This is a genomic window from Brevundimonas sp., from assembly GCF_046295775.1.
In the GTDB taxonomy this organism is placed as follows: Bacteria; Pseudomonadota; Alphaproteobacteria; order Caulobacterales; family Caulobacteraceae; genus Brevundimonas.
On record NZ_JBKBML010000018.1, the window covers coordinates 19,357 to 44,473 of the forward strand.

Below are 25,117 nucleotides of genomic sequence, written 5' to 3' on the forward strand. Positions count from 1 at the left end.
GCTGAAGTCCCGCCTGGCAAGCGCCGGCCTTGTCTTTGACCCGCTTTTCCCTCATAAGCCGCCGCTTCCGGCGCAAGTGAATCCTGCGTCTCCACCGTCACGACCCCCAACAGCTTGGGACGAGGACGGCGAGAACCCTCTGCCGACGTGATCGTCGCCAGAGGCCGTTTCGCTATGGAGACCTGTTCGAGCGCATGAAAGGGTTTGAATGTTCGAGGCTCTGAACGAGCGGCTGACAGGCGTATTCGACCGGATCACCGGCCGCGGCGCCCTGTCCGAAAAGGATGTCGAGGCCGCGCTGCGCGAGGTCCGCGTCGCTCTGCTCGAGGCCGACGTCGCCCTGCCCGTCGTCAAGGACTTCATCGCCAAGGCCAAGGAGGCCGCGACCGGCGAGGACGTGATCCGTTCGGTCAAGCCGGCCGATCAGGTCATCAAGATCGTCTACGACGGCCTGGTCGACATGCTGGGCGGCGAAGAGCCGGTCGGCCTGAACACCAACGCCACGCCCCCCGCCGTCATCCTGATGGCCGGCCTGCAGGGCTCGGGCAAGACGACGACCTCGGCCAAGCTGGCGCTGCGCCTGACCAAGTTCGATCGCAAGAAGGTCATGATGGCCTCGCTGGACACGCGGCGTCCGGCGGCGATGGAGCAGCTGCAGACCCTCGGCAAGCAGATCGAGGTCGCCACCCTGCCGATCGTGGCGGGCGAGAGCGCGGTCCAGATCACCCGCCGGGCCCTGTCGTCGGCCAAGCTTCAGGGCTTCGACGTCCTGATCCTGGACACCGCCGGCCGCATCACCCTGGACGAGGGGCTGATGAACGAGGTGGCCGAGGTCGCCGAGATCAGCCGCCCTGTCGAGACCCTGCTGGTCGCCGACAGCCTGACCGGCCAGGACGCGGTGCGCACCGCGGCCGCCTTCCACGAACGCCTGCCGCTGACCGGCCTGGTGCTGACGCGCGCCGACGGCGACGGCCGCGGCGGCGCCATGCTGTCGATGCGCGCCGTCACCGGCCTGCCGATCAAATATCTGGGCGCGGGCGAAAAGGTCGACCAGCTGGACGTCTTTGACGCCCGCCGCGTCGCCGGCCGCATCCTGGGCCAGGGCGATATCGTGGCCCTGGTCGAAAAGGCCGCCGGCGAGCTGGATCAGGCCAAGGCCGAGAAGATGGCCCGCAAGCTGGCCAAGGGTCAGTTCGATCTGGACGACCTGGCCGGCCAGCTGGCGCAGATGAAGCGCATGGGCGGCCTGCAGGGCGTCATGGGCCTGCTGCCGGGCGTGGCCAAGATGAAGGCCCAGATGGCCGATAACAACATCGACGACCGCATGATCGCCCGCCAAGAAGCCATCCTGTCGTCCATGACCAAGGCCGAGCGCAAGAAGCCCGACCTGCTGAACGCCAGCCGCAAGCGCCGTGTGGCCGCCGGCGCCGGCGTCGAGGTTCAGGACATCAACCGCCTGCTGAAGCAGCACCGGCAGATGGCCGACATGGTCAAGTCGCTGTCGCGCGGCGGACCCAAGAAGATGCAGCAGATGGCCGCCATGCTGGGCGGCCTCGGAGGCGGTGCAGGCGGCGGGGCCGACATGGCCCGCCTCAAGGCGATGGGCGGAGGCAAGATGCCCGAGCCGGACGCCGAACAGATGAAAGCCCTTCAGGACCGGTTCGCCGGTCTTGGAAGCCCTCTCGGGGGCGGCGGACAAACGCCGGGGGGCCTTCCGGGTCTTCCCGGCCTCCCCAAGAAGAACTGATTTCCTAGAAAGAGACTGACAATGCTGAAGATTCGTCTGGCCCGCGGCGGCGCCAAGAAGCGCCCCTACTACCACATCGTCATCGCCGACTCGCACTCGCCGCGCGACGGCAAGTTCATCGAGAAGGTCGGCAGCTACAACCCGATGCTGCCCAAGGACGGCGACAAGCCGCGCGTCGCCCTGAAGGCTGACCGCATCGCCGAGTGGCTCGGCAAGGGCGCCCAGCCCACCGACCGCGTCGCCCGCTTCATCAGCCAGTCGCAGGACGAAGCCCTGGTCGGCAAGGTGAACTGGACCCAGTCCAACAACCCGAACAAGGCTCAGCCGGGCAAGAAGGCTCAGGAACGCGCCGCCGAGCGCGCCCAGCGCGAAGCCGACCGCGCCGAAGCCGAAGCCGCCGCCAAGGTGGAAGCCGCCGAAGCCGCCGAGCGCGCCAAGGCTGAAGCCGCCGCCGCCGCTGAAGAAGCCAAGAACGCCCCGGCTGCTGAAGAGGCCCCCGCCGAAGAAGCCGCCGCTGAAGCGCCTGCCGCTGAAGAGGCTCCGGCTGAAGACAAGGCCGAGGGCTGATCCCTTAGCGCCGTCCGGTTTCGACCGGATCGGATATGGAAAGCAGCGTCCTCACGGGCGCTGCTTTTCTGTTATGGGCGGGCAGGAATTGCGGAGAGCGGCATGGCCGGCGATGACAGACTGATCCTGGTGGGCCAGGTGGCCGGCGGCTTCGGCGTGAAGGGCGAAGTGCGGATCACCGCCTACACCGCCGACCCGCTGGCGCTGACGGCGTACGGCCCCCTGTTGCGCGCCGACGGCTCGCCGGGCCTGACCCTGACCTCGGCCCGGCCCGACAAGAACGGCGTCGTTGGTCGCGCCCGCGAGATCGGCACAAAGGAAGAGGCCGACGCCCTGCGCGGGCTGAAGCTGCACGTGCCGCGCGACCGCTTTCCCGAACCCGACGAGGACGAATTCTATCTCGCCGATCTGGTGGGCGTCGAAGCGCGCGACCCCGACGACGCCGTGCTCGGCGTGGTGAAGTCGGTGCAGAACTTCGGCGCCTCGGACATGCTGGAGATCGCGCCCGCGACCGGCGGCCCGACCTGGTATCTGCCCTTCACCCGCGAGGCCGTGCCCGAACTGCACCTGACCGCCGGTTGGCTGCGCGCCGTGCGCCCGACCGAGGTCGGCGAGCGCGAGCCGGACTGAACCGGCGCACACTTCTGGCGTTTCCGTATCCAGAAACGGGAGCCCGCAGTCATGAGCGTCTTTTCCTCCATTTGGAACGCCGTCACACGTCGCAAGCCGAAGGCAGCCGGCGCCGCCCAGACTGCACCAGCGCCGCAGCCCGCGCCTGCCACGCAGCCCTCACCCTCCCCGGCGACAGCCCCCGCGTCACAGCCGGTTGATGTCGAGGCGGTGCTGACTGAAATGGCGCAGGAGAAGGGCGGCGGCGGCAACTGGCGCACCTCCATTGTCGATCTGCTCAAGCTGCTGGATCTCGACTCCAGTCTGAATGCGCGCAAAGAGCTGGCGACTGAACTGGGCGTCAACGCCGGCCCGCACGGCTCGGCGGAACAAAACATCGCCCTGTCCAAGGCCGTCTGGAAGAAGCTGGCCGACAACGGCGGCCAGGTTCCGGCCTCTCTCAAAGATTGATCGGAAGCGCGCGGATGACTTCCAGCGTCATCCGCGCCTTCGACTATGACGCGACGCGTCGGCGGCTGGCGATCGCCTTCGTTTCCGGCGATGTCTACGTCTATCTGGATGTGCCGCCCGAGACGGCGCGCGGTCTGGCCGACGCGCCGTCGAAAGGGGTCTTCTTCGCCGAACAGATGCGAGACCGCTTCGCCTTCGAGCGCCGCCCGCGTGGCGGTTAAGCCCTACTCTTCGTCGCCCGCCAGACCCATCATGTGGAAGCCAGCGTCGACGTGGACCACTTCGCCGGTGGTCGACAGGCCCAGGTCCGAGCACAGCCAAAGGGCGGCGCCGGCGACGCCTTCCATCGAGGTGTCTTCCTTCATCGCCGACATGGCGCGGCCCTGGGCGATCATGCCCCGGCCGCCCGAGATGCCGGCCAGGCTGAGGGTGCGCATGGCGCCGGCCGAAATGGCGTTGACGCGGATGCCCTTCGGTCCCAGGTCGCGCGCGATGTAGCGGGTCGCGGCTTCCAGCCCGGCCTTGGCCACGCCCATGGTGTTGTAGTTCGGGATGGCCCGCTCGGCGCCCAGATAGGTCATGGTGATCATCGAGCCGCCGTTCGGCATCAGCTTGGAGGCCCGCTTTGCCACGTCCACGAAGCTGAACACCGAGATGTTCATGGCCAGCAGGAAGCTGTCGCGCGTGGTGTTGTCCACGAACGAGCCCTGCAGCTCGTTCTTGTTGGCGAAGGCGACCGAGTGGACGACGAAGTCGATCGTGCCGAAGGTCTTCTCCAGCTCGGCGAACAGGGCGTCCATAGAGGCGTCGTCGGTCACGTCGCAGGGCAGGATGGCCTTGGCGCCGACGCTTTCGGCCAGCGGACGGACGCGACGCTCAAGCCCCTCGCCGAGATAGGTGAAGGCCAGCTCGGCGCCCTGGGCGGCCAGCTGCGAGGCGATGCCCCAGGCGATGGAGTTGGCGTTCGCCACGCCCATGACCAGGCCCTTCTTGCCCTTCATGAGTTCGCCCGCGGGCATGGTCCAGCTGCTCTCGGCCATGACGGCTCTCCTGTTGGTTTTCCGGCGCCTGACCTAGCACCGTGCGCGCAAGGTCGGAAGTCAGTCGCCCGTGGGATAGGGGATGGTCACGCCGGTGGAGATGACGCCCGGCATGGCCTCGCCCAGGCCCGCCAGGATGAACTGGATGGCCATGGCGCACAGTATCAGGCCCAGCACCCGCACCACGACCGCCATGACCACGTCGCCCATCACGCGGCTGATCGGGCCGGTCAGGGAGAAGCAGATGAAGGTGATGACGCTGACCGCCAAGATGGCGGCGGCGCTGGCGGCGAGGCCGATGGGGCCGAGGACTTCCGCCTCGCCCGCCTGGATGATGACGGCCGAAATGGCGCCGGGGCCGACCAGCAGCGGGATGGCGAAGGGCACGATCAGCTTCTGGAACCGGCGCTTGGCGTAGCCGCGCACGTCCTGAGCGTCCGCCACGGCGTCGGCGTCGGCGAACAATTTGAGGAAGTCCTCGCGCGCCATGCTGAGGCCGAGCAGCAGCAGCAGGATGCCGCCGGCGATGCGGAAGGCGGCCATCGAGATGCCGAAGAACTCCAGCACCATCAGGCCGGTCAGCAGGAAGAACAGCAGGAACAGCACGATGGCGACGCACAGACGGGCCGCCACCGCCATGCGCTGCTTCCAACTGGCCCCGGCCGTGGCGGCGGCGAAGATCGGGATGTTGCCGATGGGATCGACCAAGGCGAACAGGATCACGAACAGGTTGATCCCCAGGAAGAACGCGTCCATTGCCTGATCTCGCCCCTCAATACGCCGGCCCAGCCGACGACGCGTCCCGCCGCGTCGTTTCGCCATAGCCGGTCAGCGCGAGCCCGTCGATGACCCTCAACCCCAATCGTGCGCCCGATCCCCGGCTGATCTGCGCCCTGGACGTCGAGACGGCCGATGAGGCGCGTCGCCTGGTTGAGCGCACCGACGGCGCCGTGGGCTTCTTCAAGATCGGGCTGCAGCTGTTCGCGACGGACGGCATGACCCTGGCGCGCGAGCTCAAGTCCGAGGGGCGTCAGGTGTTCCTGGACTGGAAGCTGCACGACATCGGCGCGACGGTTCAGAAGGCGGCGGCGGTTCTGGCCGGTTCCGGCTGCGACCTGCTGACGGTGCACGCCCGGCCGCAGGTGATGGCGGCGGCGATGCGCGGGGTCGAAGGATCAGGCCTCAAGGTGCTGGGCGTCACCGTCCTGACCAGTCTGACGACCGAGGACGTGGCCGCCGACGACCACAGCCTGTCGCCCGCCGAACTGGTCGAACATCGCGTGCGTCAGGCGCTGGACGCGGGCGTGCACGGCGTGGTCGCCAGCCCGCATGAGGCGGCGCGCGTGCGCTACCTGGCGTATGAAGCAGGCCGCGAGGACTTCCTGATCGTCACCCCAGGCGTCCGGCCCGCCGGAGCGGCCCTGGACGACCAGGCGCGGGCGGCGACCCCGGCGCAGGCCATCCGCGACGGCGCGACCCATCTGGTCGTGGGCCGTCCGATCACGGGCGCTGAGAATCCCCGCGCGGCGGCTCAGGCGATCGCCGGAGAGATCGCCCTGCTCTGACCGGCGACGGCGGGGCTCAGCCCCGCTCGCCGCGCTCCTGAACGTAGGGATATTCGCTCGACGACCGCGGCGGCGGCGCGGCGGCCGGGCGGCTGTCGGGCTGGCCATAATAGCCCGAGGGCGGCGTATGGCCGTGGTGCGGCGGCGGAGGCGGCGCCTGTTCGAACTCCACCATCGGCGGGGCCACCTCGACCGACGGCGGGGCGACATGGACCGGGCCTTGGCTCACATGCACGCGCGACGGGGCGACGCGGACGTCGGCGGGTGCGACGTGGACCGGCGGCGCCTGCACATAGACGTCGTTCGGCTGCACATAGACCGGCGCGGGCTCCACATAGACGGGCGGCGCCTGGACATAGACGGGCGGGGCCTGAACATGCACCGGCCGTTGGCGCACATGCACCGGAGGAGGCAGCGGCGCATAGACGGGCTCGGGATAGGGCTGGGGCCGGTGCGACGGCGGCGGGACGCAGTGGCCGCACTCGCGATAGCCCTGGCTGTATCCGTAGCGGCCGCCGCGATCCTCGACATAGTCGCGGCGCTCGTAGCTGTAGCTTTCGACTGGCGGGGTGATCTGCGAATAGCCGTAGCCGCTCGAATAGCCGCCCGCGTATCCGCCGTTGGCATGGCCGTAGTCGTAGCCGCCGTAACCCGAGCCGCCCTGACGATAGCGCGTCCAGGGCGCGCCGCCGGAATAGTCGCGGCCGAAGCCGTAGACGGGATAGCCGAACGGCATCGACTGCTGGACCTGGCCGGCCCAGCCGCCGCGGATCGGCTCGGCGTGGCTGATCACCACCGGGGGCGCATAGCCCGCCCCGCCGGCGCCGTAGGCGTAGCCGCCGCCGTAGGCTTCGACCGGCCCGTAGCCGCCGCGCCAGCCGGTGTCGCTATAGCTTTCCGAGCGGGAGACGTATCCGCGCACCGAACCGTAGCTCTGCGCGTCGGACCAGGACCGCGCCTGGGCGTGGCCCCCGGCGTAGGCCTGGCCGTGGGCCGGCATATGGCGGGCGTATCCGCCTGCGGCGTTGCGGTGGCCTTGGGCTTCAGCGGCCGTCGCAGCGGTCAGAACGGCCGCCAGGGCCAGTGTCGCGGTGGTGATGTGTCGAGCCGTCACGGCCGATCTCCCTGTCGATTCCCAGCCAAGCTAATGCCGTTTTCTCGAAACGGTTCGGATTTCCCTTTCCGCGCGAGAGACAGGGTTAACATTCCCTAAAAATCGATCGCCAGACCCTTCTTCTCCCAATCGCCGTAGCGGGTGGGCTCGGGCCCGCGCGGGCCGCCGTCCTCGGGCGGGAGGTCAGCAGCGGTCTCGGCCTCGCGGCGTTCGGCGGCCTCCAGCAGGGCGCGACGGGCCGCGTCGCTGAGGGGTCGTTCAGGCGTGGCGTTCGGCACGTCTGCGTTGTGGCGCGGCGCGGCGTCTTCGTCGGGCGGGGTGGGCTGATCGGTCACAGGGCGTCTCCCTTGAGGGGCGGGCGGTGCGCAATCAGATAGTCGAGCGACCGGCCCGCGTCATGGCCGGACATGGTGACCTGCGATGAATCATCTGAAGACCTTCGCCCTTCTGGCCGTGATGACCGCCCTGTTCATGGGCTTGGGCTACCTAATCGGCGGCGCGGGCGGCATGGCGATCGCCTTCGTGATCGCTCTGGGGTTGAACATCTTCAGCTACTGGAACGCCGACAAGATGGTGCTGAAGATGTACCGGGCGCAGGTGGTGGACGAGAGCCACCCCAACGCCGTGGTGCGCGCCTATGTGGCCGACGTGGTGCAGATGGCGGCCGACGCCGGCCTGCCGCGACCGGCCATCGCCATCATTCCGACCGATCAGCCCAACGCCTTCGCCACCGGCCGCAATCCGGCCAATGCGGCCGTCTGCGCCACCACCGGTCTTCTGGACATGCTGAACCGCGACGAAGTGCGCGGCGTGATGGCCCACGAACTGGCCCATGTGAAGAATAGAGACACCCTGATCATGACGGTGACGGCGACCATCGCCGGCGCCATCGCCATGCTGGCCAACTTCGCCCTGTTCTTCGGCGGCGACCGGGATCGCCCGGGCGGCATCATCGGGACCATCGCCTTGATGCTGCTTGCGCCCATGGCGGCCGGTCTGGTGCAGATGGCCATCAGCCGCTCGCGTGAATACGAGGCCGACCGCGTCGGGGCCGAGATCGCCCGCGATCCCCAGGCCCTGGCCTCGGCGCTGCAGAAGATCGAAGCCTACGCCAAGCGGATCGAGAACCCCACGGCCGAGCGCAATCCGGCCTCGGGCCAGTTGTTCATAATCAATCCCCTGACGGGACGTGGGGCAGACAACCTGTTCTCGACCCACCCCAACACCGGCAACCGCGTGCGCGCTCTGATGGAGCTGGGTGCGAAGATGGGCATGAGCCGTCCGGCGCCCGCCGCCTTCCACGAGCCTGCGGCGCGGGCTTCGACGGCGGTTCCGACCTCGACAGACGTTCCCCAGGGACCGCGCGGCCCCTGGGGCTGAGCCCGACCGGTTTCAGTCCATCAGCTGCTGGGACAGATAGACGTAGTGCCGCGCCCAGCGACGGGCGTTGGCCACCGGGTCTGCGTCGTTGGAGTGGCCGCCCGCCGTGTCCTCGAAATAGAGGTGGTCGTGGCCCATGTCGCCCAGGCGCGCGGCGAACTTGCGCGCGTGGCCGGGGTGCACCCGGTCGTCGCGGGTGTTGGTGGTCAGATAGACGCGCGGATAGTCCACGTCGGGGCGCAGCTGCTGATAGGCCGAATAGCGGGCGATGAACTCGGCGTCGCCGGGGATGCGCGGATCGCCGTATTCGCCGATCCACGAGGCGCCCGCCGGCAGCTCCTGATAGCGCAGCATGTCCACCAGCGGGCTCTCGATGACCGCGGCATTGAACAGCTCGGGATGCTGGGTGATCGACACCGAGGTCAGCACCCCGCCGTTCGACCGGCCGTAGATGCCCAGCTGTTTCGGCGTGGTGATCCCGCGCGTCTGCAGGTCGCGGGCGACGGCGGCGAAGTCGTCGAACGATCGCTGGCGGTTTTCGCGCAGGGCCGCCTGGTGCCAGGCCGGTCCGAACTCGCCGCCGCCGCGAATGTTGGCCGAGACGAAGACGCCGCCGTTCTCGAGCCACAGCTTGCCCATCTCGGGCCGGTAGATCGGCGGGAAGCTGGCCTGGAAACCGCCATAGCCGAACAGGATGGTCGCCGCCGATCCCTGCTGGTCGCGCGGGCGGGTGACGAAATAGGGGATGCGCGTCCCGTCGGTCGAAACGGCCTCGAACTGCTCCACCACATGGGTCGAAGCGTCGAACTTGGCCGGGGTGGTCTTCAGTTCGGTCAGCGAGGCGCCCGGCACGCTGGCCAGGTTCAGCGTCGCCGGCGTCAGGAAGCCCTGCGTCGAGACAAACACCTCGCCGCGCGACTTGGAGCTGTCGCCCAGTCCGACCGAGCTGTTGGCCGGCACGGCGATGTCGGTGGCGCGCCACGCGGCGTGGCCGCGCGGGGCGCTGCTGTCGAAACGCTTCAGCGTGCCGACGACATTGTCGGACACCACGGCCAGGATGCTGTCGGACATGACACGCACGCTGTCGATCGACTGGCGCTCGCCCGGCGTGAAGATGACGTTCTTGAGGTGGTTCGTCGCCACAGGCATCGAACCGTCCCCATGATCCTCGAGGAATGCTAGCGGCACAGACAGAAGCGAGCCGGGTGACACAGGCTCTTCTTGCCAGGTGAATTCCTGGTCGTTCGAGAAGATCAGGCGGTTGCCCTGTGTTCCGAAGATTGAGACCCGCTCGGGCAGGTTCAGCTTGACCGCGCGGCCGTCGACCCAGCGCCAGGTCTCGGCGCGGAAGGTGTCCAGCGGGCGGCGGAACAGCACGGCTTCGACGTTGCCGTCCTTGTCGCGATAGACCGCCGGGCTGACGCCATAGCCGCCATCGCCCTGTTCGCCGCGATAGACCTCGGTCGCCTGGGCCAGGGTCTGGCCGCGTTTCAGCGATTTGACGATGTAAGGATAACCTGACTCGGTCAGGGTGGGGCGGCCGTTCCCAGATCCGATATCAGGGCCGAAGTCGGTAGCGATCAGCAGGGTGTCGCGATCCAGCCAGCTGATGCGGTGCTTGCCCTCGGGCAGGACGAAGCCGCCGTCAACGAAGCGCTTGGTGGTGGTGTCGAACTCGCGCACGACCACGGCGTCCTTGCCGCCGTCCGACAGATTGACCAGGCAGCGTGTCTCGTCCGGCGCCAGGCAGCTGACGCCCTTCCAGACCCAGTCCTTGCCCTCGGCCCGGGCCAGGGCGCCGACGTCGATCAGGGTCTCCCACTGAGGCGTTTCGGTGCGATAGCTGGCCAGCGTCGTGCGCCGCCAGACGCCCTTGGGATTGGCCGCGTCCTGCCAGAAGTTGCCCACGCCGTCGCCCAGGAACGAGGGCGAGGGGATGCGGTCCGTGGCGGTCAGGATGGCCTGGGCCTGCTGACGGAAGGTCTCGTAGCGGCGGTCGCCCTCCAGGGCGGCCAGGGCCTTGCGGTTGGATTCCGCGACAAAGGCCATGGCCTCGGCCCCGTCCACCTGCTCGAGCGCCAGATGATCGTCCGCCGCCGCGACGCCGGCCGGCGACAGGTCGGCCGGAAAGTGCGGGGCCGGGCCCCGTTGAGCCGCCTGCTGGGCGGGGGCCTCGGCCACAGGCGCGGTGGTCGCGCAGGCGCCCAGCAACAGAGCCGGGATGGCGGCGGACAGGATCAGGTGACGCATGGATTTCTACTCCGCTCGTCCCGGCGCACGCCGAGACACAGGTATGGGCGGCCGAAGCCGCCCACGTTCAGGCCTATTGCTGCGCCGGTTCGTCTATCAGGCGGCGCGTCAGATAGGTGTATTCCAGCGCCAGCCGCCGGGCGGTCTCGCGCAGATTGGCGCCGGCCGCGTGGCCGCCGTCGGTGTTCTCGTAAAACAGGACCGGATAGCCCAGCTCCTCAAGCCGCGCGGCCGCCTTGCGGGCGTGGCCCGGGTGGACGCGGTCATCCTTGGTCGAGGTGTGGATGAAGACCTCGGGATAGGGCTGGCCGGCGGCCAAGCGCTGATACGGTGAATACTGCTCGATCCACGCGCGCTGCTCGGGGATGTCGGGGTTGCCGTATTCCGCGATCCAGCTGGCGCCGGCCAAGAGGCGGTGGAAGCGCAGCATGTCGAACAGCGGCACCTGAATGACCGCCGCATTGATGAGGTCGGGCCGCTGGGTCAGCATCGCGCCCATGAACAGCCCGCCCTGCGAGCCGCCCATGATCCCAAGGTGCGGCTGGCTGGTGACGCCGCGCGTGATCAGGTCCTGGGCCACGGCCTGGAAGTCCTCGTGCGCGCGCTGGCGGTTTTCCTGAAGCGCCGCCTGGTGCCAGCGCGGGCCGAACTCGCCGCCGCCGCGCGTGTTGGCGATGACATAGACGCCGCCGCGCTCCAGCCACAGCTTTCCGACAGTAGGCGAATAGCCGGGCAGAAGCGACGACTGGAAGCCGCCGTAACCGTACAGCAGCGTCGGGTTGGACCCGTCCATCGCCATGGCGTCCTTGTGGACCACGAAGTACGGGATCATCGTGCCGTCGGCCGAGCGGGCCTCGAACTGATCCACCCGCATGCCGGTCGCGTCGAACTTGGCCGGCAGCGACTTGACCTGGGCCACGTCGCCCGTCGCCGCGTCGGCCAGATACAGGCTGGACGGGTTCAGATAGCCGGCGACGCTGACGAACACCTTGTCGTCGCGGTCCGAGCTTGAGCCGATCCCGACGGTGACGTTCTCGGGCAGGTCCAGACGGGTGCGCGACCACTCGCCCGAGGTCGAGGGCTCATAGACATAGACCGAGCCGCGCACGTTCTCGTACAGGGCCACGACCAGCTTGTTGCGGGTCGCCGAAACCGCCTCGACCGCCTCGCGCTCGCCGGGACGGATGATCAGCTGGGCCGGCGTGGCCGGGTCGGCTAGCCAGGCCTCCAGCGGCCAGGCGATCACGTCGCCGGTGGTGAAGTTCTGGCCGGACGGGGCGGTCCAGTCCTGATCCGTGGTGACCACCAGCTGGCCGTTCACCAGGGCGTTGATGTTCGACTTGGCCGGCAGCTGCAGCTGAGTGGTCGTGCCGTCGTCGTTCAGGCGCCACGTCTCGCCTTCGTAGAAGTTGATCGAGCGGTTCAGCAGCACCGCCTTCACCGCACCGTCGGCGTCGCGCAGGGCATAGCCCGAGACGGATACGTCGGTGGACTGGCCGCGGAAGACTTCCTGCGCCTGGTCGACCGTCTGGCCGCGCTTCATCAGCTTGACGATCATCGGATAGCCCGAGTCCGTCAGCGTGCCCTCGCCAAAGTCACGCGAGATCAGCAGGGTGTCCTGATCGATCCAGCTGGCGCCGCCCTTGGATTCAGTCAGTTCGATGCCGCCCGGCACGAAGGCCTTGGCGGCGATGTCGAACTCACGGATCGTCACGGCGTCCTTGCCGCCGTCCGACAGGGACACGAGGCAGCGGTTCTCGTCCGGCGCCAGGCAGGTCATGCCCTTGTAGACCCAGTTCTTGCCCTCGGCGGCGGCCAGGGCGTCGATATCCAGGATGGTCTCCCACTGGGGCGCGTCGGTGCGATAGCTGTCCAGCGTGGTCATGCGCCAGATGCCGCGCACATGCTCGGCGTCCTGCCAGAAGTTGGAGACGCGGCCGTCGTGGCGCAGGCCCGGCGACGGAATGCGGTCGCGCGACTGGACGATCTCAAGGGCCTGCTGATGCAGGGTTTCGTAGCGGGGGTCGCCCTGCAACACGCCCAGCGAGCGGGTGTTCTGCTCATTGACCCAGGCCATGGCCCGATCGCCTTCGACCTCCTCCAGCCACAGATAGGGATCGGCGGCGTCGGCGCTGGGAGCGGACGGAGCAGGGGCCGGCGGCGGGGTCTGGGCCAAGGCGGTCGAACTCAGGCTGGTGGAGGCGAGAAGGGCGGCAAGCGCCCCGGCGGAAGCGAGCGAACGGATCATCGACAGGGCCCCGGAGAGAAAAGAGTGCGGCACCTTAACCACCGACGGCTGACCGGCAAGCGGGCGCGACATTACGGCCGCGTAATGATCAATTGCCTTCGTCGGGAATGGCCAGGGTCGTCCCGCAGGCCTTGCAGTGCACGGCATCCGGATCGTGTTTCTGAAGCGCGCATGTGGGGCAGGGAAACCGCACCTTGTGCGGCCGCAGAAGGGTTTGTCCCAGACGTACGAACAGCGTCACGCCGGCCAGCATGATGACAATGGAGACCACCCGGCCCCACGGCCCCGGCAGCAGAATGTCACCATAGCCGGTCGTCGTCAGGCTGGTGACGGTGAAATACAGGGCGTCGAGATAGCCGCTCAGCCCGTCGGCGCGACCGAGGAACCATGTGTATACAAAGCCGGTGGCCACGAAGACAAAGGTCACCAGCGCCGCCAGCGCCTTGACGATTTCTTCGACGCGGGTGTCGTCGTAGCGCCGGCCGACGGTGCGCCAGAAGAAGTCGGAGCTGATCAGCGTCCACAGCCGCAACAGCCGCAGGAAAGCCAGGCTGAACAGCCAGGCCGGGAATAGCAGGGTGGCCAGGACGAACAGGTCGACCCAGACGATCGGCTTCTTCAGCCAGTCGCGGATGTCGGCATAGGCCAGGGCGCGCGCCGTCAGATCTGTCGCCAGCAACGCGGCGATCAGATAGTCCACCGCATAGAAGACCCAACCGCCTTCCTTGAGCACCGGCGCGGCGATGAAGAAGGCGATGATGGCGATGTCGATGATGATGACCGCCAGCCGGAACCGCACCGCCGGCGGCTGGGAGCCGTGGTAGAGGTAGCGCAGCCGCGCCCTCAGGCGCAGGCCGCCGCCGTTCGCTTCTGTATGGCTCAAGCGCATCCCCGCTTCATGGACCGGCCGGACCATAGAGCACGCCGCGCGTGCGCCAAGCCCCGGCTCGAAACGGCGTCGGCGAGGGGCTATATGCGAGCCATGACCCAAGCTTCGCCCGGCCGTCCCTATGTGCGCATGAACGGCGCCGGCAACGACTTCGTCGTTGTCCAGGCCTTCGACGCCGCGTTTCGGCCCGAAGCCGACGCGGTGCGCGCCCTGTGCGACCGCGCCTCGCCCACCGGCGGCTGCGACCAGTTGATCGTGCTGGAGCCCGCGCCGGACGCGGACGCCTTCATGCGGGTGTGGAACGCCGACGGCTCCAGCGTCGAGACCTGCGGCAACGCCCTGCGCTGTGTCGGCTGGCTGATGATGGAGGCGCTGGGGTGCGAGGAGGTGCGGATCGACACCGCGGGCGGACCAACCACCGCCCGTCGCATATCAGGCCGCGTCGGGTCGGGAGATCCCGAAGGGTCGACGACCGCAGCCCAGATTCAAGTCGACATGGGCAAGCCGCGCCTGGACTGGACCGAGGTGCCGCTGGCCGAAGAGATGGACACGCGCGGCATCGAGCTTCAGGTCGGACCGATCGACGACCCGGTGATCCATACGCCGGGCGCCGTCTCCATGGGCAATCCGCACGTGGTCTTCTTCATGGACCATGCGCCCAACGACGCCTTCGTGCGCGGCTCGGGCTCGCTGGTCGAGCATCACCCGCTGTTTCCCGAAGGGGTCAACGTCGGCTTCGCCCATATCGAGGCGCCGGACCGCATCCGTCTGAGGGTGTGGGAGCGTGGCGCGGGCCTGACCAAGGCGTGCGGCACGGGCGCCTGCGCCGCCCTGGTCGCGGCGGCCAGACGGGGCAAGGCCGACCTGTCGGCGGACGTGGTGGTCGACGGCGGGGTGCTGCGCATCGACTGGGACGAGACCACCGGCCACGTGTTGATGACGGGTCCTGTCGAGGTCGAAGGCACGGGCATCCTGCCGCTCTGAGGCGCCAAGGGCGGTTGTCCCTGGGGAAGGGGGGCTCTAGGACAGGTCTGCGCCCGCTTCAGACCCGAGACCCCGATGCCCGAACTGACCGACAAGCAGACCTTCTCCGACGACGAGGCGCTGGAATTCCACCGCGCGCCGACGCCCGGCAAGATCTCGATGGCGCCGACCAAGCCGATGGCGACGCAGCGGGACCTGTCGCTGGCCTATTCGCCCGGCGTGGCCGTGCCCGTCCTGGCGATCGCCCAGGATGCCGACCGGGCCTATGACTACACCTCCAAGGGCAATCTGGTCGCGGTGATCTCGAACGGCACCGCGATCCTGGGCCTGGGCAACCTGGGTCATATGGCGTCCAAGCCGGTGATGGAGGGCAAGTCGGTCCTGTTCAAACGCTTCGCCGACGTCGACAGCTTCGACGTCGAGGTGAAGACGACCGACCCGGACGAGTTCGTCACCGTGGTCAAGAACATCGGCGACACCTGGGGCGGCATCAATCTGGAGGACATCAAGTCCCCCGAATGCTTCGTGATCGAGAGCGAACTTCAGGACCTGCTCGACATCCCGGTCTTTCATGACGACCAGCACGGCACGGCCATCATCTCGACCGCCGGCCTGATCAATGCCTGCCACATCACCGGCAAGAAGCTGGAGGACGTGAAGGTCGTTCTGGCCGGCGCCGGCGCGGCGGGCCTGTCTTCAATCGCCCTGATGAAGTCTGTCGGCGTGCGCGCAGAGAACACCGTCATCGTTGACCGCGACGGCGTGGTCTACAAGGGGCGCGACGGCGTCGATCAGTGGAAGGCCGCCCACGCCACCGACACGCCGCACCGCACCCTGGCCGAGGCGATGGTCGGCGCCGACGTCGTCATCGGCCTGTCGGCCAAGGGCGCAATCACCAAGGAGATGGTGGCCTCGATGGCGCCGCGTCCGATCATCTTCGCCATGGCCAATCCCGACCCGGAGATCACGCCCGAAGACGTGCTGTTCGTGCGTTCCGACGCCATCATCGCCACGGGCCGGTCCGACTACGTCAACCAGGTCAACAACGTGTTAGGTTTTCCTTACATTTTCCGGGGCGCTCTGGACGTGCGTGCGCGCCAGGTGAACCACGAGATGAAGGTCGCCTGCGCCCAGGCCCTGGCCGCCCTGGCGCGCGAGGACGTGCCGGACGAGGTCGCCGCCGCCTATCGCGGCCGCAAGCTGAAGTTCGGACCGGACTACATCATCCCCACGCCCTTCGATCCGCGCCTGATCTGGTACATCCCGCCCTTCGTCGCCCAGGCGGCGATGGACACGGGCGTGGCCCGCAAGCCCATCGAGGATATGGAGGCCTACCGCACCGAACTGCGCCAGCGCGTCGATCCGTCCGCCTCGCTGATGCAGAAGATTTCGTCCGCCGTGCGGGCGGGGCCGAACAAGCGCGTGGTCTTCGCCGAGGGTGAAGAGACCGCCGTCATCCGCGCCGCCTGGGGCTTCAAACAGGCCGAGCTGGGCACGCCGATCCTGGTCGGCCGCGAGGACCTGATCCGCCAGAACGCCGCCGAGGCCGGGCTGAACTTCGATGAGCTGGGCATCGAGATCGTCAACGCCCGCGTCTCGACCCACAACACGGGCTACACCGACTGGCTGTACGAGCGGCTGCAGCGCCGCGGCTATCTGCGCCGCGACGTCCAGCGCATGATCAACCAGGACCGCAACTACTTCGGCGCCGCCATGGTCGCGCAGGGGCAGGCGGACGCCATGGTCACCGGCGTGACCCGCAACTTCAACATGGTGCTCAAGGAGGTTCGGCGCGGGCTGGACGTCCAGGACACCCTGATCGGCCTGTCGATCGTGCTCGCCAAGGGCCGCACCCTGTATGTGGCCGACACCTCGATCCACGAACTGCCCGACGCAGCCGAACTGGCCGACATCGCCATCAAGGCGGCGGCGACGGTGCGCAAGCTGGGGCGTGAGCCGCGCGTGGCCTTCCTGTCCTACTCCACCTTCGGCAACCCGCCGGGCGACCGGGGCGAGAAGGTGCGCGAGGCTATCCGCATCCTGGACGGGATGAACGTCGATTTCGAGTACGAGGGCGAGATGCCGCCGGAACTGGCGCTCGATCCCGAGGCGCGGTCGTCCTATCCGTTCATGCGCCTGACGGGCGACGCCAATGTGCTGGTCATGCCCGCCATCCACTCGGCCTCGATCTCGACACGTCTCGTCCAGGCCCTGGGCGGCGCGACCGTTATCGGCCCGCTGCTGGTGGGGCTGGAGAAGTCGGTGCAGATCGTGCCCCTGGGCGCCTCGGTCAGCGAGATCATCACCGCCGCCACATTCGCCGCCTACGACGAAAGCGTGGCCTGACCGGTCAGGCCGGGGTTTCGGCCCCGGCCCGCTCCGTCTCGGCTTCGGCCGCGCGGGCGTCGATCTCGGGCTGGCGGCGCGCGATCATGAAGGCCAGCACCACGGCCACGGCGCCGATGGCGACCGAGTACAGGAAGAAGCTGGCGTAGCCGGCGCCCAGCGACGCCGGCGTGACGCCTGCGATGTCGGCGCCCTTGGCCAGCGCGCCTTCGGGCAGGCGATCGAACATCGGCCTGAAGGCGGCGGTCAGGCCGCCGGCCTCGGCCATGCGCGCCGAGCCCTCGACGATCCGCCCGCTCTGCGAGGCGATGATCTTGCCGAAGATGGCGTAGAGAGAGCTGAACAGGGCGTACTGGGTGGCGGTGAAGCCTGCCGCCGTCAGGCTGGACATATAGACGATCAGCGCCGTGCCGGCGAAGCCGGTGGCGAAGTTGTCGATGGTGATCGAACCATAGAGCGCCGGCATCGATGCGCCCTGCGTCGCCAGCCAGATGAAGACCAGGTTCGACAGCGGACTGGCGAACACCCCGATCACCATGGTGCGCAGGATGCCGAACCGCGTCACCGCCCAGGCCCCGGCCGAGATGCCGGCCAGCGAGGCGACCACGCCATAGACTTTACGCACCTCGGCGATCTCGGTCAGGCTGAACCCCAGGTCGATGTAGAAGGGGTTCATCAGGTTCAGCACGAAATCCGACAGGCGGTACATGCAGATCAGCGCCAGGATCAGCAGGCCGAACTTCGTCCCGAAGCGCCCGAAGAACTCGCCCAGCGGCTGGCCATAGGCGCGGCGCAGATAGACGCCCGGCCGCGTCTGGCGGCCCGGCAGGGGCACGCAGGCCAGGGCGATCAGGCCCAGGCCCGCGACCACGGCGGGGAACTGGATGAAGATGCCGGTCTCGCGCGATTCCCACACCGCCTTGAAGGATTCGGCCGCCGCGTCCGACTGTCCGAGCAGGTGCAGCGCCGCGTTCAGGAAGGTGGCGTTGGCCGCCAGGCCCGAGCCGGCGATCAGGGCGCCGATCAGGATCAGCGCCAGGCGCCCGCCCCATTCGAACACCTCCAGCGCCGGGCGCGCGACCATGTCGGCCACGACGCTGGGGCGCGGCGGCTGGTTCGGCTCGCGCGGCGCCAGGATGGTCGCGCCGACGGCCACCAGCATGCACCCAGCCATGACGGCGTAGGAGACGTTCCAGCCGTAGGAGTCCGCCAGCACCAGCGGCAGGGCGCCGGCGGTGATCATGGCGATGCGGTAGCCCCACTGATAGGCGGCGGCCATGGTGCCGTAGAGCGGCGTGTCCACCACCTCGATGCGCCAGGCGTCGATGGCGATGTCCTGGGTCGAGCCGGCGAAGCCGACCAAAACGGCCAGAAGCGCTACCTGGCCCAGGTTCAGCGCCGGATCCGATCCCGCGATCAGCCACAGGCCGACGATGATCAGCACCTGCATGGTCGCCATCCAAGACCGCCGCTGACCCAACAGGCGGCCCAGCAGCGGGATGCGCACGCGGTCCACCACGGGCGCCCAGACGAACTTCAACGCATAGGACAGGGTGGCCAGGGCGAAGACGCCGATGGTCTGCAGCGACAGATCCGACTGGCGCAGCCACGCGGACAGGGTGTCGAAGATCAGGAAGAAGGGCAGGCCCGCCGCCGCGCCCAGCCACAGCATGACGAAGACGCGGCGGTCGCGCAGGGACTTGATGAAGTCCCAGGTGGTCGGCCGGCTCTTGGCGGCTGCGGTCATTCTCGAGGCGTCCCCGGATCAGGCGCCCCCGCGCCGTTGTCGGGTCAGACCTTGGCGCGCGCCGCTGCGTTCGTCCAGCGGGCCAGGGCGGCTTTCAGCGCCTCGGCCTCCAGCGGCTTGACCAGATGGTCGTCCATGCCCGCGTCCAGACAGGTCTTGCGGTCCTCGGCGAAGGCGTTGGCGGTCAGGGCCAGGATCGGCGTCTGGTCGCCCGTGGAGCGGATGGCCCGGGCGGCGGCGGGGCCGTCCATGCCCGGCATTCTCATGTCCATGAACACAAGGTCGTAGCGGGCGCGCTTCAGCGCCTCGACCGCTTCACGGCCCGAGGCGGCGGTCTCGACCGCGCAGCCTTCGCGCTTCAGCAGGGTGGCGGCCAGCAGGGCGCCGACCGGATTGTCCTCGACCAGCAGCACCCGCACCCCGGCGAAGCGGATCGGCGTGACGCGGTCGTCCTCGCCGCCGCGCGCATCGGCCCGAGCCTCGCCCGCCGCGGCCTGCACCCGTTCGACCAGGGACCGGCGGCGCAGCGGCTTGATCAGATAGCCATGGAAGCCCGCCGCCCGGTAGCGGACGATCAGGTCGCGCTCGGACGGTTTCAACAGGATGATGGCCTGGCCGTCGGGCCGGTCGGCCAGATCGCCGGCCGCCGCGCCCGCGTGATCGACCAGCGTCAGGGGCGCTGTCTTCGCCACCCCGGCGCCCGAGGCCTGAAGCTGGCTGACCGCCGCGTCGCGCACCAGAGGGTCAGGCGACCGCACGGCGACGACGAAGTCGTCCAGCCCGCGCTCGCGGCGACCCGGTCCCGCGATGGGCAAGGCGGCCTCGAAGCGGAAGCGGGCGCCGACGCCATCGGGCCGGTCCTCGACCCAGACGCGGCCCTCCATCGCCTCGGCCAGCTTGCGCACGACGGCTAGGCCCAGGCCCGCGCCGTCAAAGCGGGCGGCGTCTGAGGAATCGGCGTGGCCGAACTCTTCAAAGATGCGGGCTCGCGCCTCGGGCGGCACGCCGGGCCCGGTGTCGTCGACGACAAAGGCCAGCCGAGGCCGGGCGTTGGTTCCGCCGGCCCGCTCGACGTGGATGCGAACCCCGCCTGACGCCGTGAACTTGACTGCATTGCCGGCCAGATTGAACAGGACCTGGCGCAGACGCGCCTCGTCGGCGATCACGTCGGGCGCATCGGCCGCGACCGACCAGGCGATCTCGATGCCCTTGTCGTGGGCGCGGGGGCTGAGCAGTTCGGCCACGCCCCGCACCAGCCCCTCCAGATCGACGGGCGCGGGATCGAACTCCAGCTTGCCGGCCTCCAGCCGGGCGTAGTCCAGCAGATCGTTGACCAGACCCAGCAGGTGCTCGGCCGACGACCGCGCCGCCTCGGCATAGGCGCGTTGTGCGCCATCCAGACGTGTGCGGGTCAGAAGGCCCAGCATGCCGATGACGCCGTTCAGCGGCGTGCGCATTTCGTGGCTCATCAGGCGCAGGAACTGCTGCGCCGGCTCACCTTCGGGCGGAGCGAACAGGTCCGGTTCCGCCTTGTCGATCGTCCGCGTCGCCCGTCTGGCCATCCTGGTCCCCGCCGCCCGTGCCCGTGCGGAACCCACATTGGCGCCGAAGGCTTAAGAACCGCTGATCTTTTCCAGGCGGCTTTTCGCGCCTCGACCGGTGCGCTACCGAAGGCGCAGGCACTCCAGCAGGATTTGACGATGCGCGTTCTCATTCTCGGCGGCGACGGCTTCTGCGGCTGGCCGACGGCGCTGCACCTCTCGGCCCGGGGGTGGGACGTGACGGTGGTCGACAACCTGTCGCGCCGGAACATCGACAACGAACTCGAAGTCCAATCGCTGACGCCGATCCGCACCATGGGCGAGCGCATCGCGGCCTGGAAAGAGGTGTCGGGACGCGACATCGGCTTCGTCAACATGACGGTCGGCAAGGAGTTCGACCGGCTGGTCGCCGTGATCCGCGATCTGAAGCCGGACAGCATCGTCCACTTCGCCGAGCAGCGCGCGGCGCCCTATTCGATGAAGTCGGCGCGTCATCGCCTCTACACCGTCGACAACAATCTGAACGCCACCAACCATCTGCTGGCCGCCATGGTCGAGAGCGGGCTGGACATTCACCTGGCCCACCTGGGGACCATGGGAGTCTATGGCTACACGACCGCCGGCCTGCGCATCCCCGAAGGCTATCTGAAGGTGACGGTCGACACCGATCATGGCCCGACCGAGCAGGAAATCCTTTTCCCGCCGAACCCGGGCTCGATCTACCATATGACCAAGACTCAGGACGCGCTGCTGTTTCAGTTCTACGCCAAGAACGACGCGGTGCGGATCACCGACCTGCACCAGGGCATCGTCTGGGGCGCCCAGACGGAGGAGACCCGCCAGGACGAGCGGCTGATCAACCGGTTCGACTATGACGGCGACTACGGCACGGTGCTGAACCGCTTCCTGATGCAGGCGGCGGTGGGGCATCCGCTGACCGTGCACGGCTCGGGCGGTCAGACGCGGGCCTTCATCCACATCCAGGATACGGTCCGTTGCGTCGAACTGGCGCTGAAGAACCCGCCCAACTCGGGCGAGCGGGTCAAGATCCTGAACCAGATGACCGAAAGCCGGCGGGTGCGTGATCTGGCCCGGATGGTCGCCGACATGACCGGGGCCGAGATCGCCCACCTGCCCAATCCCCGCCAGGAGGCCGACGAGAACGAACTGGTCGTCGCCAACGACCAGTTCCGCGACCTGGGCCTGAAGCCGATCACCTTGGCGGAGGGTCTGATGACCGACGTGACCGAGATCGCTCGTCGCTACGCCGATCGCGCCGATCGGTCGCGCATCCCGTGCGTGTCCGCCTGGAACACCCGCCGCGCCGAGGCGCTGAACGCCGAGCCCGTTCCGGCCGTCTCGACCACGGCCGCCGCCCACAGCCGCATCGCCTGACCTTATTCATGACCACGACCGCCGCCGACCCGACCGCCCTGCTTGTCTTCGGAGGCGGCTGGCTGGGCGAGGCGGCGGCCCGCGAGGCGATCCGGCGGGGTGGCCGCGCCATCGCCACCTCGCGCGACGCCGACTGCCGCGCGGCTCTGCAGGCGGCGGGGATCGAGGCGGTGGACCCCAATGACGTCCAGGCCCTGGGCGCGGCGCTGGAGCAGGCTCAGGCCGTGCTGATCACCGCGCCGCCGGACGCCGGCGGTTGTCCCGGTCTGCGCGCCCTGGCGCCTCTGGCCGGTCGGGCCTGGCCGGACTGGATCGGCTATGTCTCCTCCACCAGCGTCTATGGCGACCGCGGCGGCGGCTGGGTGTTCGAGGACGGCGCGCTGAACGCCGCGACGCTTCAGGGCGCGCGCCGGGTCAGGGCCGAGCGCGACTGGCTGGACGGCGCTCAAGGGATGGGCCTGACGGTGCAAATCTTCCGCCTGCCGGGGCTGTACGGGCCGGGACGCAGCGTCATCGACCGGCTGCGCGACGGCTCGGCCAGACTGGTGCGCAAGCCGGGCCAGATCTTCAACCGCATCCATGTCGACGACGCCGTCTCGGGACTGTTCGCCTCCATGGCCCAACCCAACCCCGGCCGCGCCTACACCCTGACCGACGACGAGCCGGCGCCGGCCGACGAGGTGATGGCGTGGGCCGCCGAGCGCCTGGGCCTGCCGCCGCCGGCCGAAGTCGACTGGACGGACCCGTCGGTCAGCGAGGGGATGCGGCGCTTCTATCTGGACTCCAAACGCCTCTCGAACGCCCGCGCCAAGGCCGAGCTTGGCTGGCGGCCGCGCTATCCCAGCTACCGCGAGGGGCTGGAAGCGATCATCGCTGCAACCTGACGCGGGCGCTCAAGCCGCGAGCGACCGCGTCGCGAGCCTAGCGGCCTTAGAACGGCAGGATGTTCCGCTGGCGGCTGTAGGCCATGGTGCCGACGTTGGCGCCCAGGCGCAGGCCGACGCCCGTGCGGATGGGGGCGAGCACGATGCCGTCCGCGCGCTGATAGTTCACGCCCAGGCCAGCCACCAGATAGGCCGACCCCTCAACGCCGGGGTAGCGGCGGTACAGCATGTCGGGGTGGTACAGGCCGTAGACCAGGGTGAAGACTCGGCTGGCGTTGCCGCCGATGTCCCAGCCGATGGAAATGCCCTGCCAAAAGACTTCCTGCGAGGCACTCATGTCCTTCATGTGCAGGGCGCCGCGTCCATAGCGCAGGCCGATGGCGGCGGCGCCGGCGCCTTCTTCACCCGCGATATAGGCGGTGGGGCGGTCGCCCTGATCGGCGAAGACGCGCTCGATCGCGCGGCCCACCGTCTCGGCGGCGATGCCCAGCTCGCGAGAGCCGGCGGCGACCAGTTCGTCGAAAGTATAGGCCTGGGCCTGCTGGTCGGATCGGATCGGATAGTCGGGCTCCACCGGACGCGTGGCGCAGGCGCCCAGCGAAGTGGCGGCGGCGGCGGCGAAACCGGTCTGGATCAGGTGGCGGCGATGCATGGCGGGCGCTCCGGGCGGCGATGACAGCTTGGCCGCGAGGGTCGGCGGCCTTTGCGGCAGACTTGGGGCTTCAGGGTTAACGAGACCTTGCCAAGAGACCGATCGCGGGGCGTGACGCGAACAAATCGCATTCGACACGAAAAGGCCCCGTTTCGGTCCCTCGCCCGCCCGTTTGGGCGGTGAAACACCAAACATCGGCCTGTCGGAGTTCGGAGCGATCCGGATCCTGAACAGCCCCCCCAGCCCCCTGGATCATTCCATTCAAAGGGCTTCGACGGGCCGATGCTTCCTCCAAGCGAGACGCCCGCTCCGCCACCCTCCCCCTCCCGGCAGAGCGGGCGTTTTGCTGTCTGGGCCTCAGGTTCCGCGAGGCCGCAGGACGATCTCTTGGCGATCGTCGCCCCGCTTCACTTCAAGGGTCAGGCCGCCCTCGCTCAGGCCAGATGCCGCCTCGGCCAGTGTGGCCGCCGCGCGCCCATCGATGGATGTCAGACGGTCGCCGGCCGCCAGGCCGGCCTGGGCCGCGGTTGAGCCGGCTTCCACCGCAACGACCTGAACTTCGCCGTCCGCGCTCGCGCGCAGGGTCGCGCCGTGGGCGATGACCGCCTCCCGGCCGATGACGACGGCGGGAATGGGGCCGTCCTCAACCGTCAGGGTGGTCGAGGCCTCGCGTCCGTCGCGCAGATAGGTCAGGGCAAGCTGCGATCCGGGCGCGGCGATGCCGACAGTCGCCTGAACCGAGCCGGCGTTGGCGACCGGCCGATCCTGGATGCGGGTGATGATGTCGCCACGCCGCAGGTCGGCCTGTTCGGCCGGCGAGCCGGGCGCGACGTCGTCGACCACCGCGCCGCGCACGATCCGCAGGCCCAGGTTGCGCGCGCGCTGGGCGCTCAGCGAGCCCAGGATCACGCCGGTTCGGCCGCGCTTGACCTCGCCGTTCTGGCGCAACTGGTCGGCGACATACAGCATGATGCGCGTCGGCACGGCGAAGGCGATGCCGTCATTGCCGCCGCCCATGCCGCCCGACAGGATAGAGGTGTTTATGCCGATCAGGCGGCCTCGGCTATCGAGCAGAGGCCCGCCGGAGTTGCCGGAGTTCACCGCCGCATCGGTCTGGATGTAGTCCTCGACCGCGTCGCCCAGGCCAGAGCGTCCCAAGCCGGACACCACGCCCATGGTCAGGGTCTGGTCCAGACCCAGGGGGTAGCCGACGGCGAAGGCCAGGTCTCCCGTCCGCAACTGGTCAGAATCCGCGATCTCGACCTGGCTCAGGTTCAAGGCGCCGCGGTCGCCGGGCTCGATCCTGAGCACCGCGATGTCAGTGGCCTTGTCCACCCCGATCAGGGTGGCGTCGAACAGACGGCCGTCGGTCATGTCCACGGTGAAGGTCTGGCCGCCTTCGACCACGTGGTTGTTGGTGACGACGATGCCTTGGGCCGCGTCGATGATGACCCCCGAGCCGCCGGAGACGGGCTTGGGTTCGTTCTCGCCTGAGGTCGGCCCGCGTGACTGGCCCAGGGTTGTGACCTGGACCACCGCAGGCAAGCTGTCCTGCAGGCCGGCGGCGAAGGTCAGCACGCCGCGTTGCGCGTCGTAGATGGCGGCGGGTGGGGAGGGCCGCTGCTGCGCCATGGCGGGTCCGCCGGACAGTCCCAGGGCAAAAGCCAAAGCGGCCAGACTGGGCGCGA

The 25,117-nt window shown here is 68.8% G+C and carries 22 protein-coding genes; 11 read left to right on the forward strand and 11 right to left on the reverse strand.

Annotated features, from left to right (window positions below):
- Positions 1 to 208: 208 nt before the first annotated feature.
- From ffh to ACK4I0_RS10880, 5 genes are all read left to right on the forward strand, one after another.
- Complete coding sequence (gene ffh / locus ACK4I0_RS10860; RefSeq protein WP_409610832.1) at positions 209 to 1,747, forward strand: signal recognition particle protein; 1,539 nt, start codon at positions 209 to 211, stop codon at positions 1,745 to 1,747.
- Positions 1,748 to 1,768: 21 nt separating this feature from the next.
- Positions 1,769 to 2,314 (forward strand): 30S ribosomal protein S16, encoded by a 546-nt coding sequence (gene rpsP / locus ACK4I0_RS10865; RefSeq protein ID WP_409610834.1) that lies wholly within the window; start codon positions 1,769 to 1,771, stop codon positions 2,312 to 2,314.
- Positions 2,315 to 2,416: 102 nt separating this feature from the next.
- Positions 2,417 to 2,944: a ribosome maturation factor RimM gene (gene rimM / locus ACK4I0_RS10870; protein ID WP_409610836.1), complete on the forward strand. Its 528-nt coding sequence runs from the start codon at positions 2,417 to 2,419 to the stop codon at positions 2,942 to 2,944.
- A 51-nt stretch (positions 2,945 to 2,995) separates the two neighbouring features.
- A complete protein-coding gene (locus tag ACK4I0_RS10875) occupies positions 2,996 to 3,394 on the forward strand; it encodes a DUF3597 family protein (RefSeq protein ID WP_409610838.1) in 399 nt (132 codons plus the stop codon).
- 14 nt (positions 3,395 to 3,408) lie between these two features.
- The gene (locus ACK4I0_RS10880; protein ID WP_409610840.1) at positions 3,409 to 3,615 is read left to right on the forward strand and encodes a KTSC domain-containing protein; all 207 of its coding nucleotides are present in this window, start codon (positions 3,409 to 3,411) and stop codon (positions 3,613 to 3,615) included.
- 3 nt (positions 3,616 to 3,618) lie between these two features.
- On the opposite strand, the gene ACK4I0_RS10885 is transcribed toward ACK4I0_RS10880, so the two are convergent.
- Together ACK4I0_RS10885 and ACK4I0_RS10890 are read right to left on the reverse strand one after the other, a co-directional pair.
- Positions 3,619 to 4,434, reverse strand: coding sequence for an enoyl-ACP reductase (locus ACK4I0_RS10885; RefSeq protein WP_409610842.1), 816 nt, complete (start codon positions 4,432 to 4,434; stop codon positions 3,619 to 3,621).
- A 60-nt stretch (positions 4,435 to 4,494) separates the two neighbouring features.
- Positions 4,495 to 5,190, reverse strand: a complete 696-nt coding sequence (locus ACK4I0_RS10890) for a MarC family protein (protein ID WP_409610844.1) — start codon at positions 5,188 to 5,190, stop codon at positions 4,495 to 4,497.
- 89 nt (positions 5,191 to 5,279) lie between these two features.
- On the opposite strand from ACK4I0_RS10890, the gene pyrF reads away from it, so the two are divergent.
- Positions 5,280 to 5,999 (forward strand): orotidine-5'-phosphate decarboxylase, encoded by a 720-nt coding sequence (gene pyrF, locus ACK4I0_RS10895; protein ID WP_409610846.1) that lies wholly within the window; start codon positions 5,280 to 5,282, stop codon positions 5,997 to 5,999.
- Between the two features lie 16 nt (positions 6,000 to 6,015).
- Here the strand turns inward: pyrF and ACK4I0_RS10900 are convergent, their stop codons facing one another.
- The gene (locus tag ACK4I0_RS10900; protein WP_409610848.1) at positions 6,016 to 7,113 is read right to left on the reverse strand and encodes a hypothetical protein; all 1,098 of its coding nucleotides are present in this window, start codon (positions 7,111 to 7,113) and stop codon (positions 6,016 to 6,018) included.
- Between the two features lie 95 nt (positions 7,114 to 7,208).
- Positions 7,209 to 7,448 carry a DUF1674 domain-containing protein gene (locus tag ACK4I0_RS10905; protein ID WP_409610850.1) on the reverse strand — a complete coding sequence of 80 codons (240 nt, stop codon included), beginning with the start codon at positions 7,446 to 7,448 and terminating at the stop codon, positions 7,209 to 7,211.
- Positions 7,449 to 7,533: 85 nt separating this feature from the next.
- On the opposite strand from ACK4I0_RS10905, the gene htpX reads away from it, so the two are divergent.
- Positions 7,534 to 8,493: a zinc metalloprotease HtpX gene (htpX, locus tag ACK4I0_RS10910; protein WP_409610852.1), complete on the forward strand. Its 960-nt coding sequence runs from the start codon at positions 7,534 to 7,536 to the stop codon at positions 8,491 to 8,493.
- Between the two features lie 12 nt (positions 8,494 to 8,505).
- Here htpX and ACK4I0_RS10915 read toward each other — a convergent pair whose 3' ends face one another.
- The 3 genes from ACK4I0_RS10915 to ACK4I0_RS10925 form a co-directional block, all read right to left on the reverse strand.
- The gene (locus ACK4I0_RS10915; RefSeq protein ID WP_409610854.1) at positions 8,506 to 10,743 is read right to left on the reverse strand and encodes a prolyl oligopeptidase family serine peptidase; all 2,238 of its coding nucleotides are present in this window, start codon (positions 10,741 to 10,743) and stop codon (positions 8,506 to 8,508) included.
- A 73-nt stretch (positions 10,744 to 10,816) separates the two neighbouring features.
- Positions 10,817 to 12,991, reverse strand: coding sequence for a prolyl oligopeptidase family serine peptidase (locus ACK4I0_RS10920; RefSeq protein ID WP_409610856.1), 2,175 nt, complete (start codon positions 12,989 to 12,991; stop codon positions 10,817 to 10,819).
- An 88-nt stretch (positions 12,992 to 13,079) separates the two neighbouring features.
- Positions 13,080 to 13,874 (reverse strand): potassium channel family protein, encoded by a 795-nt coding sequence (locus ACK4I0_RS10925; RefSeq protein ID WP_409610858.1) that lies wholly within the window; start codon positions 13,872 to 13,874, stop codon positions 13,080 to 13,082.
- Positions 13,875 to 13,973: 99 nt separating this feature from the next.
- Between ACK4I0_RS10925 and dapF the strand changes: the two genes are divergently transcribed.
- Both dapF and ACK4I0_RS10935 read left to right on the forward strand, forming a co-directional pair.
- Positions 13,974 to 14,864, forward strand: coding sequence for a diaminopimelate epimerase (gene dapF / locus ACK4I0_RS10930; RefSeq protein ID WP_409610860.1), 891 nt, complete (start codon positions 13,974 to 13,976; stop codon positions 14,862 to 14,864).
- A gap of 75 nt (positions 14,865 to 14,939) precedes the next feature.
- Positions 14,940 to 17,210 (forward strand): NADP-dependent malic enzyme, encoded by a 2,271-nt coding sequence (locus ACK4I0_RS10935; protein WP_409610862.1) that lies wholly within the window; start codon positions 14,940 to 14,942, stop codon positions 17,208 to 17,210.
- A gap of 4 nt (positions 17,211 to 17,214) precedes the next feature.
- On the opposite strand, the gene ACK4I0_RS10940 is transcribed toward ACK4I0_RS10935, so the two are convergent.
- Both ACK4I0_RS10940 and ACK4I0_RS10945 read right to left on the reverse strand, forming a co-directional pair.
- Positions 17,215 to 18,957 (reverse strand): AmpG family muropeptide MFS transporter, encoded by a 1,743-nt coding sequence (locus ACK4I0_RS10940; protein ID WP_409610864.1) that lies wholly within the window; start codon positions 18,955 to 18,957, stop codon positions 17,215 to 17,217.
- A 44-nt stretch (positions 18,958 to 19,001) separates the two neighbouring features.
- Positions 19,002 to 20,519 carry a response regulator gene (locus ACK4I0_RS10945; RefSeq protein ID WP_409610866.1) on the reverse strand — a complete coding sequence of 506 codons (1,518 nt, stop codon included), beginning with the start codon at positions 20,517 to 20,519 and terminating at the stop codon, positions 19,002 to 19,004.
- A 138-nt stretch (positions 20,520 to 20,657) separates the two neighbouring features.
- Between ACK4I0_RS10945 and ACK4I0_RS10950 the strand changes: the two genes are divergently transcribed.
- Together ACK4I0_RS10950 and ACK4I0_RS10955 are read left to right on the forward strand one after the other, a co-directional pair.
- On the forward strand, positions 20,658 to 21,893 hold the full coding sequence (locus tag ACK4I0_RS10950) for an NAD-dependent epimerase/dehydratase family protein (RefSeq protein WP_409610868.1): 1,236 nt from the start codon (positions 20,658 to 20,660) through the stop codon (positions 21,891 to 21,893).
- A gap of 8 nt (positions 21,894 to 21,901) precedes the next feature.
- The gene (locus tag ACK4I0_RS10955) at positions 21,902 to 22,777 is read left to right on the forward strand and encodes an SDR family oxidoreductase (protein ID WP_409610870.1); all 876 of its coding nucleotides are present in this window, start codon (positions 21,902 to 21,904) and stop codon (positions 22,775 to 22,777) included.
- Between the two features lie 46 nt (positions 22,778 to 22,823).
- Here ACK4I0_RS10955 and ACK4I0_RS10960 read toward each other — a convergent pair whose 3' ends face one another.
- Both ACK4I0_RS10960 and ACK4I0_RS10965 read right to left on the reverse strand, forming a co-directional pair.
- The gene (locus ACK4I0_RS10960; RefSeq protein WP_409610872.1) at positions 22,824 to 23,429 is read right to left on the reverse strand and encodes an EipA family protein; all 606 of its coding nucleotides are present in this window, start codon (positions 23,427 to 23,429) and stop codon (positions 22,824 to 22,826) included.
- A 357-nt stretch (positions 23,430 to 23,786) separates the two neighbouring features.
- Positions 23,787 to 25,117: trypsin-like peptidase domain-containing protein (locus ACK4I0_RS10965; RefSeq protein WP_409610874.1), on the reverse strand; the 1,331-nt coding region annotated here is incomplete at its 5' end.

Coding starts and splice junctions, on each gene's coding strand:
- ACK4I0_RS10960 (WP_409610872.1), bottom strand. CDS start 23,429: ATGCATCGCCGCCACCTGATCCAGACCGGTTTCGCCGCCGCCGCCGCC.
- ffh (WP_409610832.1), top strand. CDS start 209: ATGTTCGAGGCTCTGAACGAGCGGCTGACAGGCGTATTCGACCGGATC.
- ACK4I0_RS10935 (WP_409610862.1), top strand. CDS start 14,940: ATGCCCGAACTGACCGACAAGCAGACCTTCTCCGACGACGAGGCGCTG.
- rimM (WP_409610836.1), top strand. CDS start 2,417: ATGGCCGGCGATGACAGACTGATCCTGGTGGGCCAGGTGGCCGGCGGC.
- ACK4I0_RS10945 (WP_409610866.1), bottom strand. CDS start 20,519: ATGGCCAGACGGGCGACGCGGACGATCGACAAGGCGGAACCGGACCTG.
- ACK4I0_RS10890 (WP_409610844.1), bottom strand. CDS start 5,190: ATGGACGCGTTCTTCCTGGGGATCAACCTGTTCGTGATCCTGTTCGCC.
- ACK4I0_RS10920 (WP_409610856.1), bottom strand. CDS start 12,991: ATGATCCGTTCGCTCGCTTCCGCCGGGGCGCTTGCCGCCCTTCTCGCC.
- htpX (WP_409610852.1), top strand. CDS start 7,534: ATGAATCATCTGAAGACCTTCGCCCTTCTGGCCGTGATGACCGCCCTG.
- pyrF (WP_409610846.1), top strand. CDS start 5,280: ATGACCCTCAACCCCAATCGTGCGCCCGATCCCCGGCTGATCTGCGCC.
- ACK4I0_RS10950 (WP_409610868.1), top strand. CDS start 20,658: ATGCGCGTTCTCATTCTCGGCGGCGACGGCTTCTGCGGCTGGCCGACG.
- dapF (WP_409610860.1), top strand. CDS start 13,974: ATGACCCAAGCTTCGCCCGGCCGTCCCTATGTGCGCATGAACGGCGCC.
- ACK4I0_RS10885 (WP_409610842.1), bottom strand. CDS start 4,434: ATGGCCGAGAGCAGCTGGACCATGCCCGCGGGCGAACTCATGAAGGGC.
- ACK4I0_RS10940 (WP_409610864.1), bottom strand. CDS start 18,957: ATGACCGCAGCCGCCAAGAGCCGGCCGACCACCTGGGACTTCATCAAG.
- ACK4I0_RS10955 (WP_409610870.1), top strand. CDS start 21,902: ATGACCACGACCGCCGCCGACCCGACCGCCCTGCTTGTCTTCGGAGGC.
- rpsP (WP_409610834.1), top strand. CDS start 1,769: ATGCTGAAGATTCGTCTGGCCCGCGGCGGCGCCAAGAAGCGCCCCTAC.
- ACK4I0_RS10880 (WP_409610840.1), top strand. CDS start 3,409: ATGACTTCCAGCGTCATCCGCGCCTTCGACTATGACGCGACGCGTCGG.
- ACK4I0_RS10875 (WP_409610838.1), top strand. CDS start 2,996: ATGAGCGTCTTTTCCTCCATTTGGAACGCCGTCACACGTCGCAAGCCG.
- ACK4I0_RS10915 (WP_409610854.1), bottom strand. CDS start 10,743: ATGCGTCACCTGATCCTGTCCGCCGCCATCCCGGCTCTGTTGCTGGGC.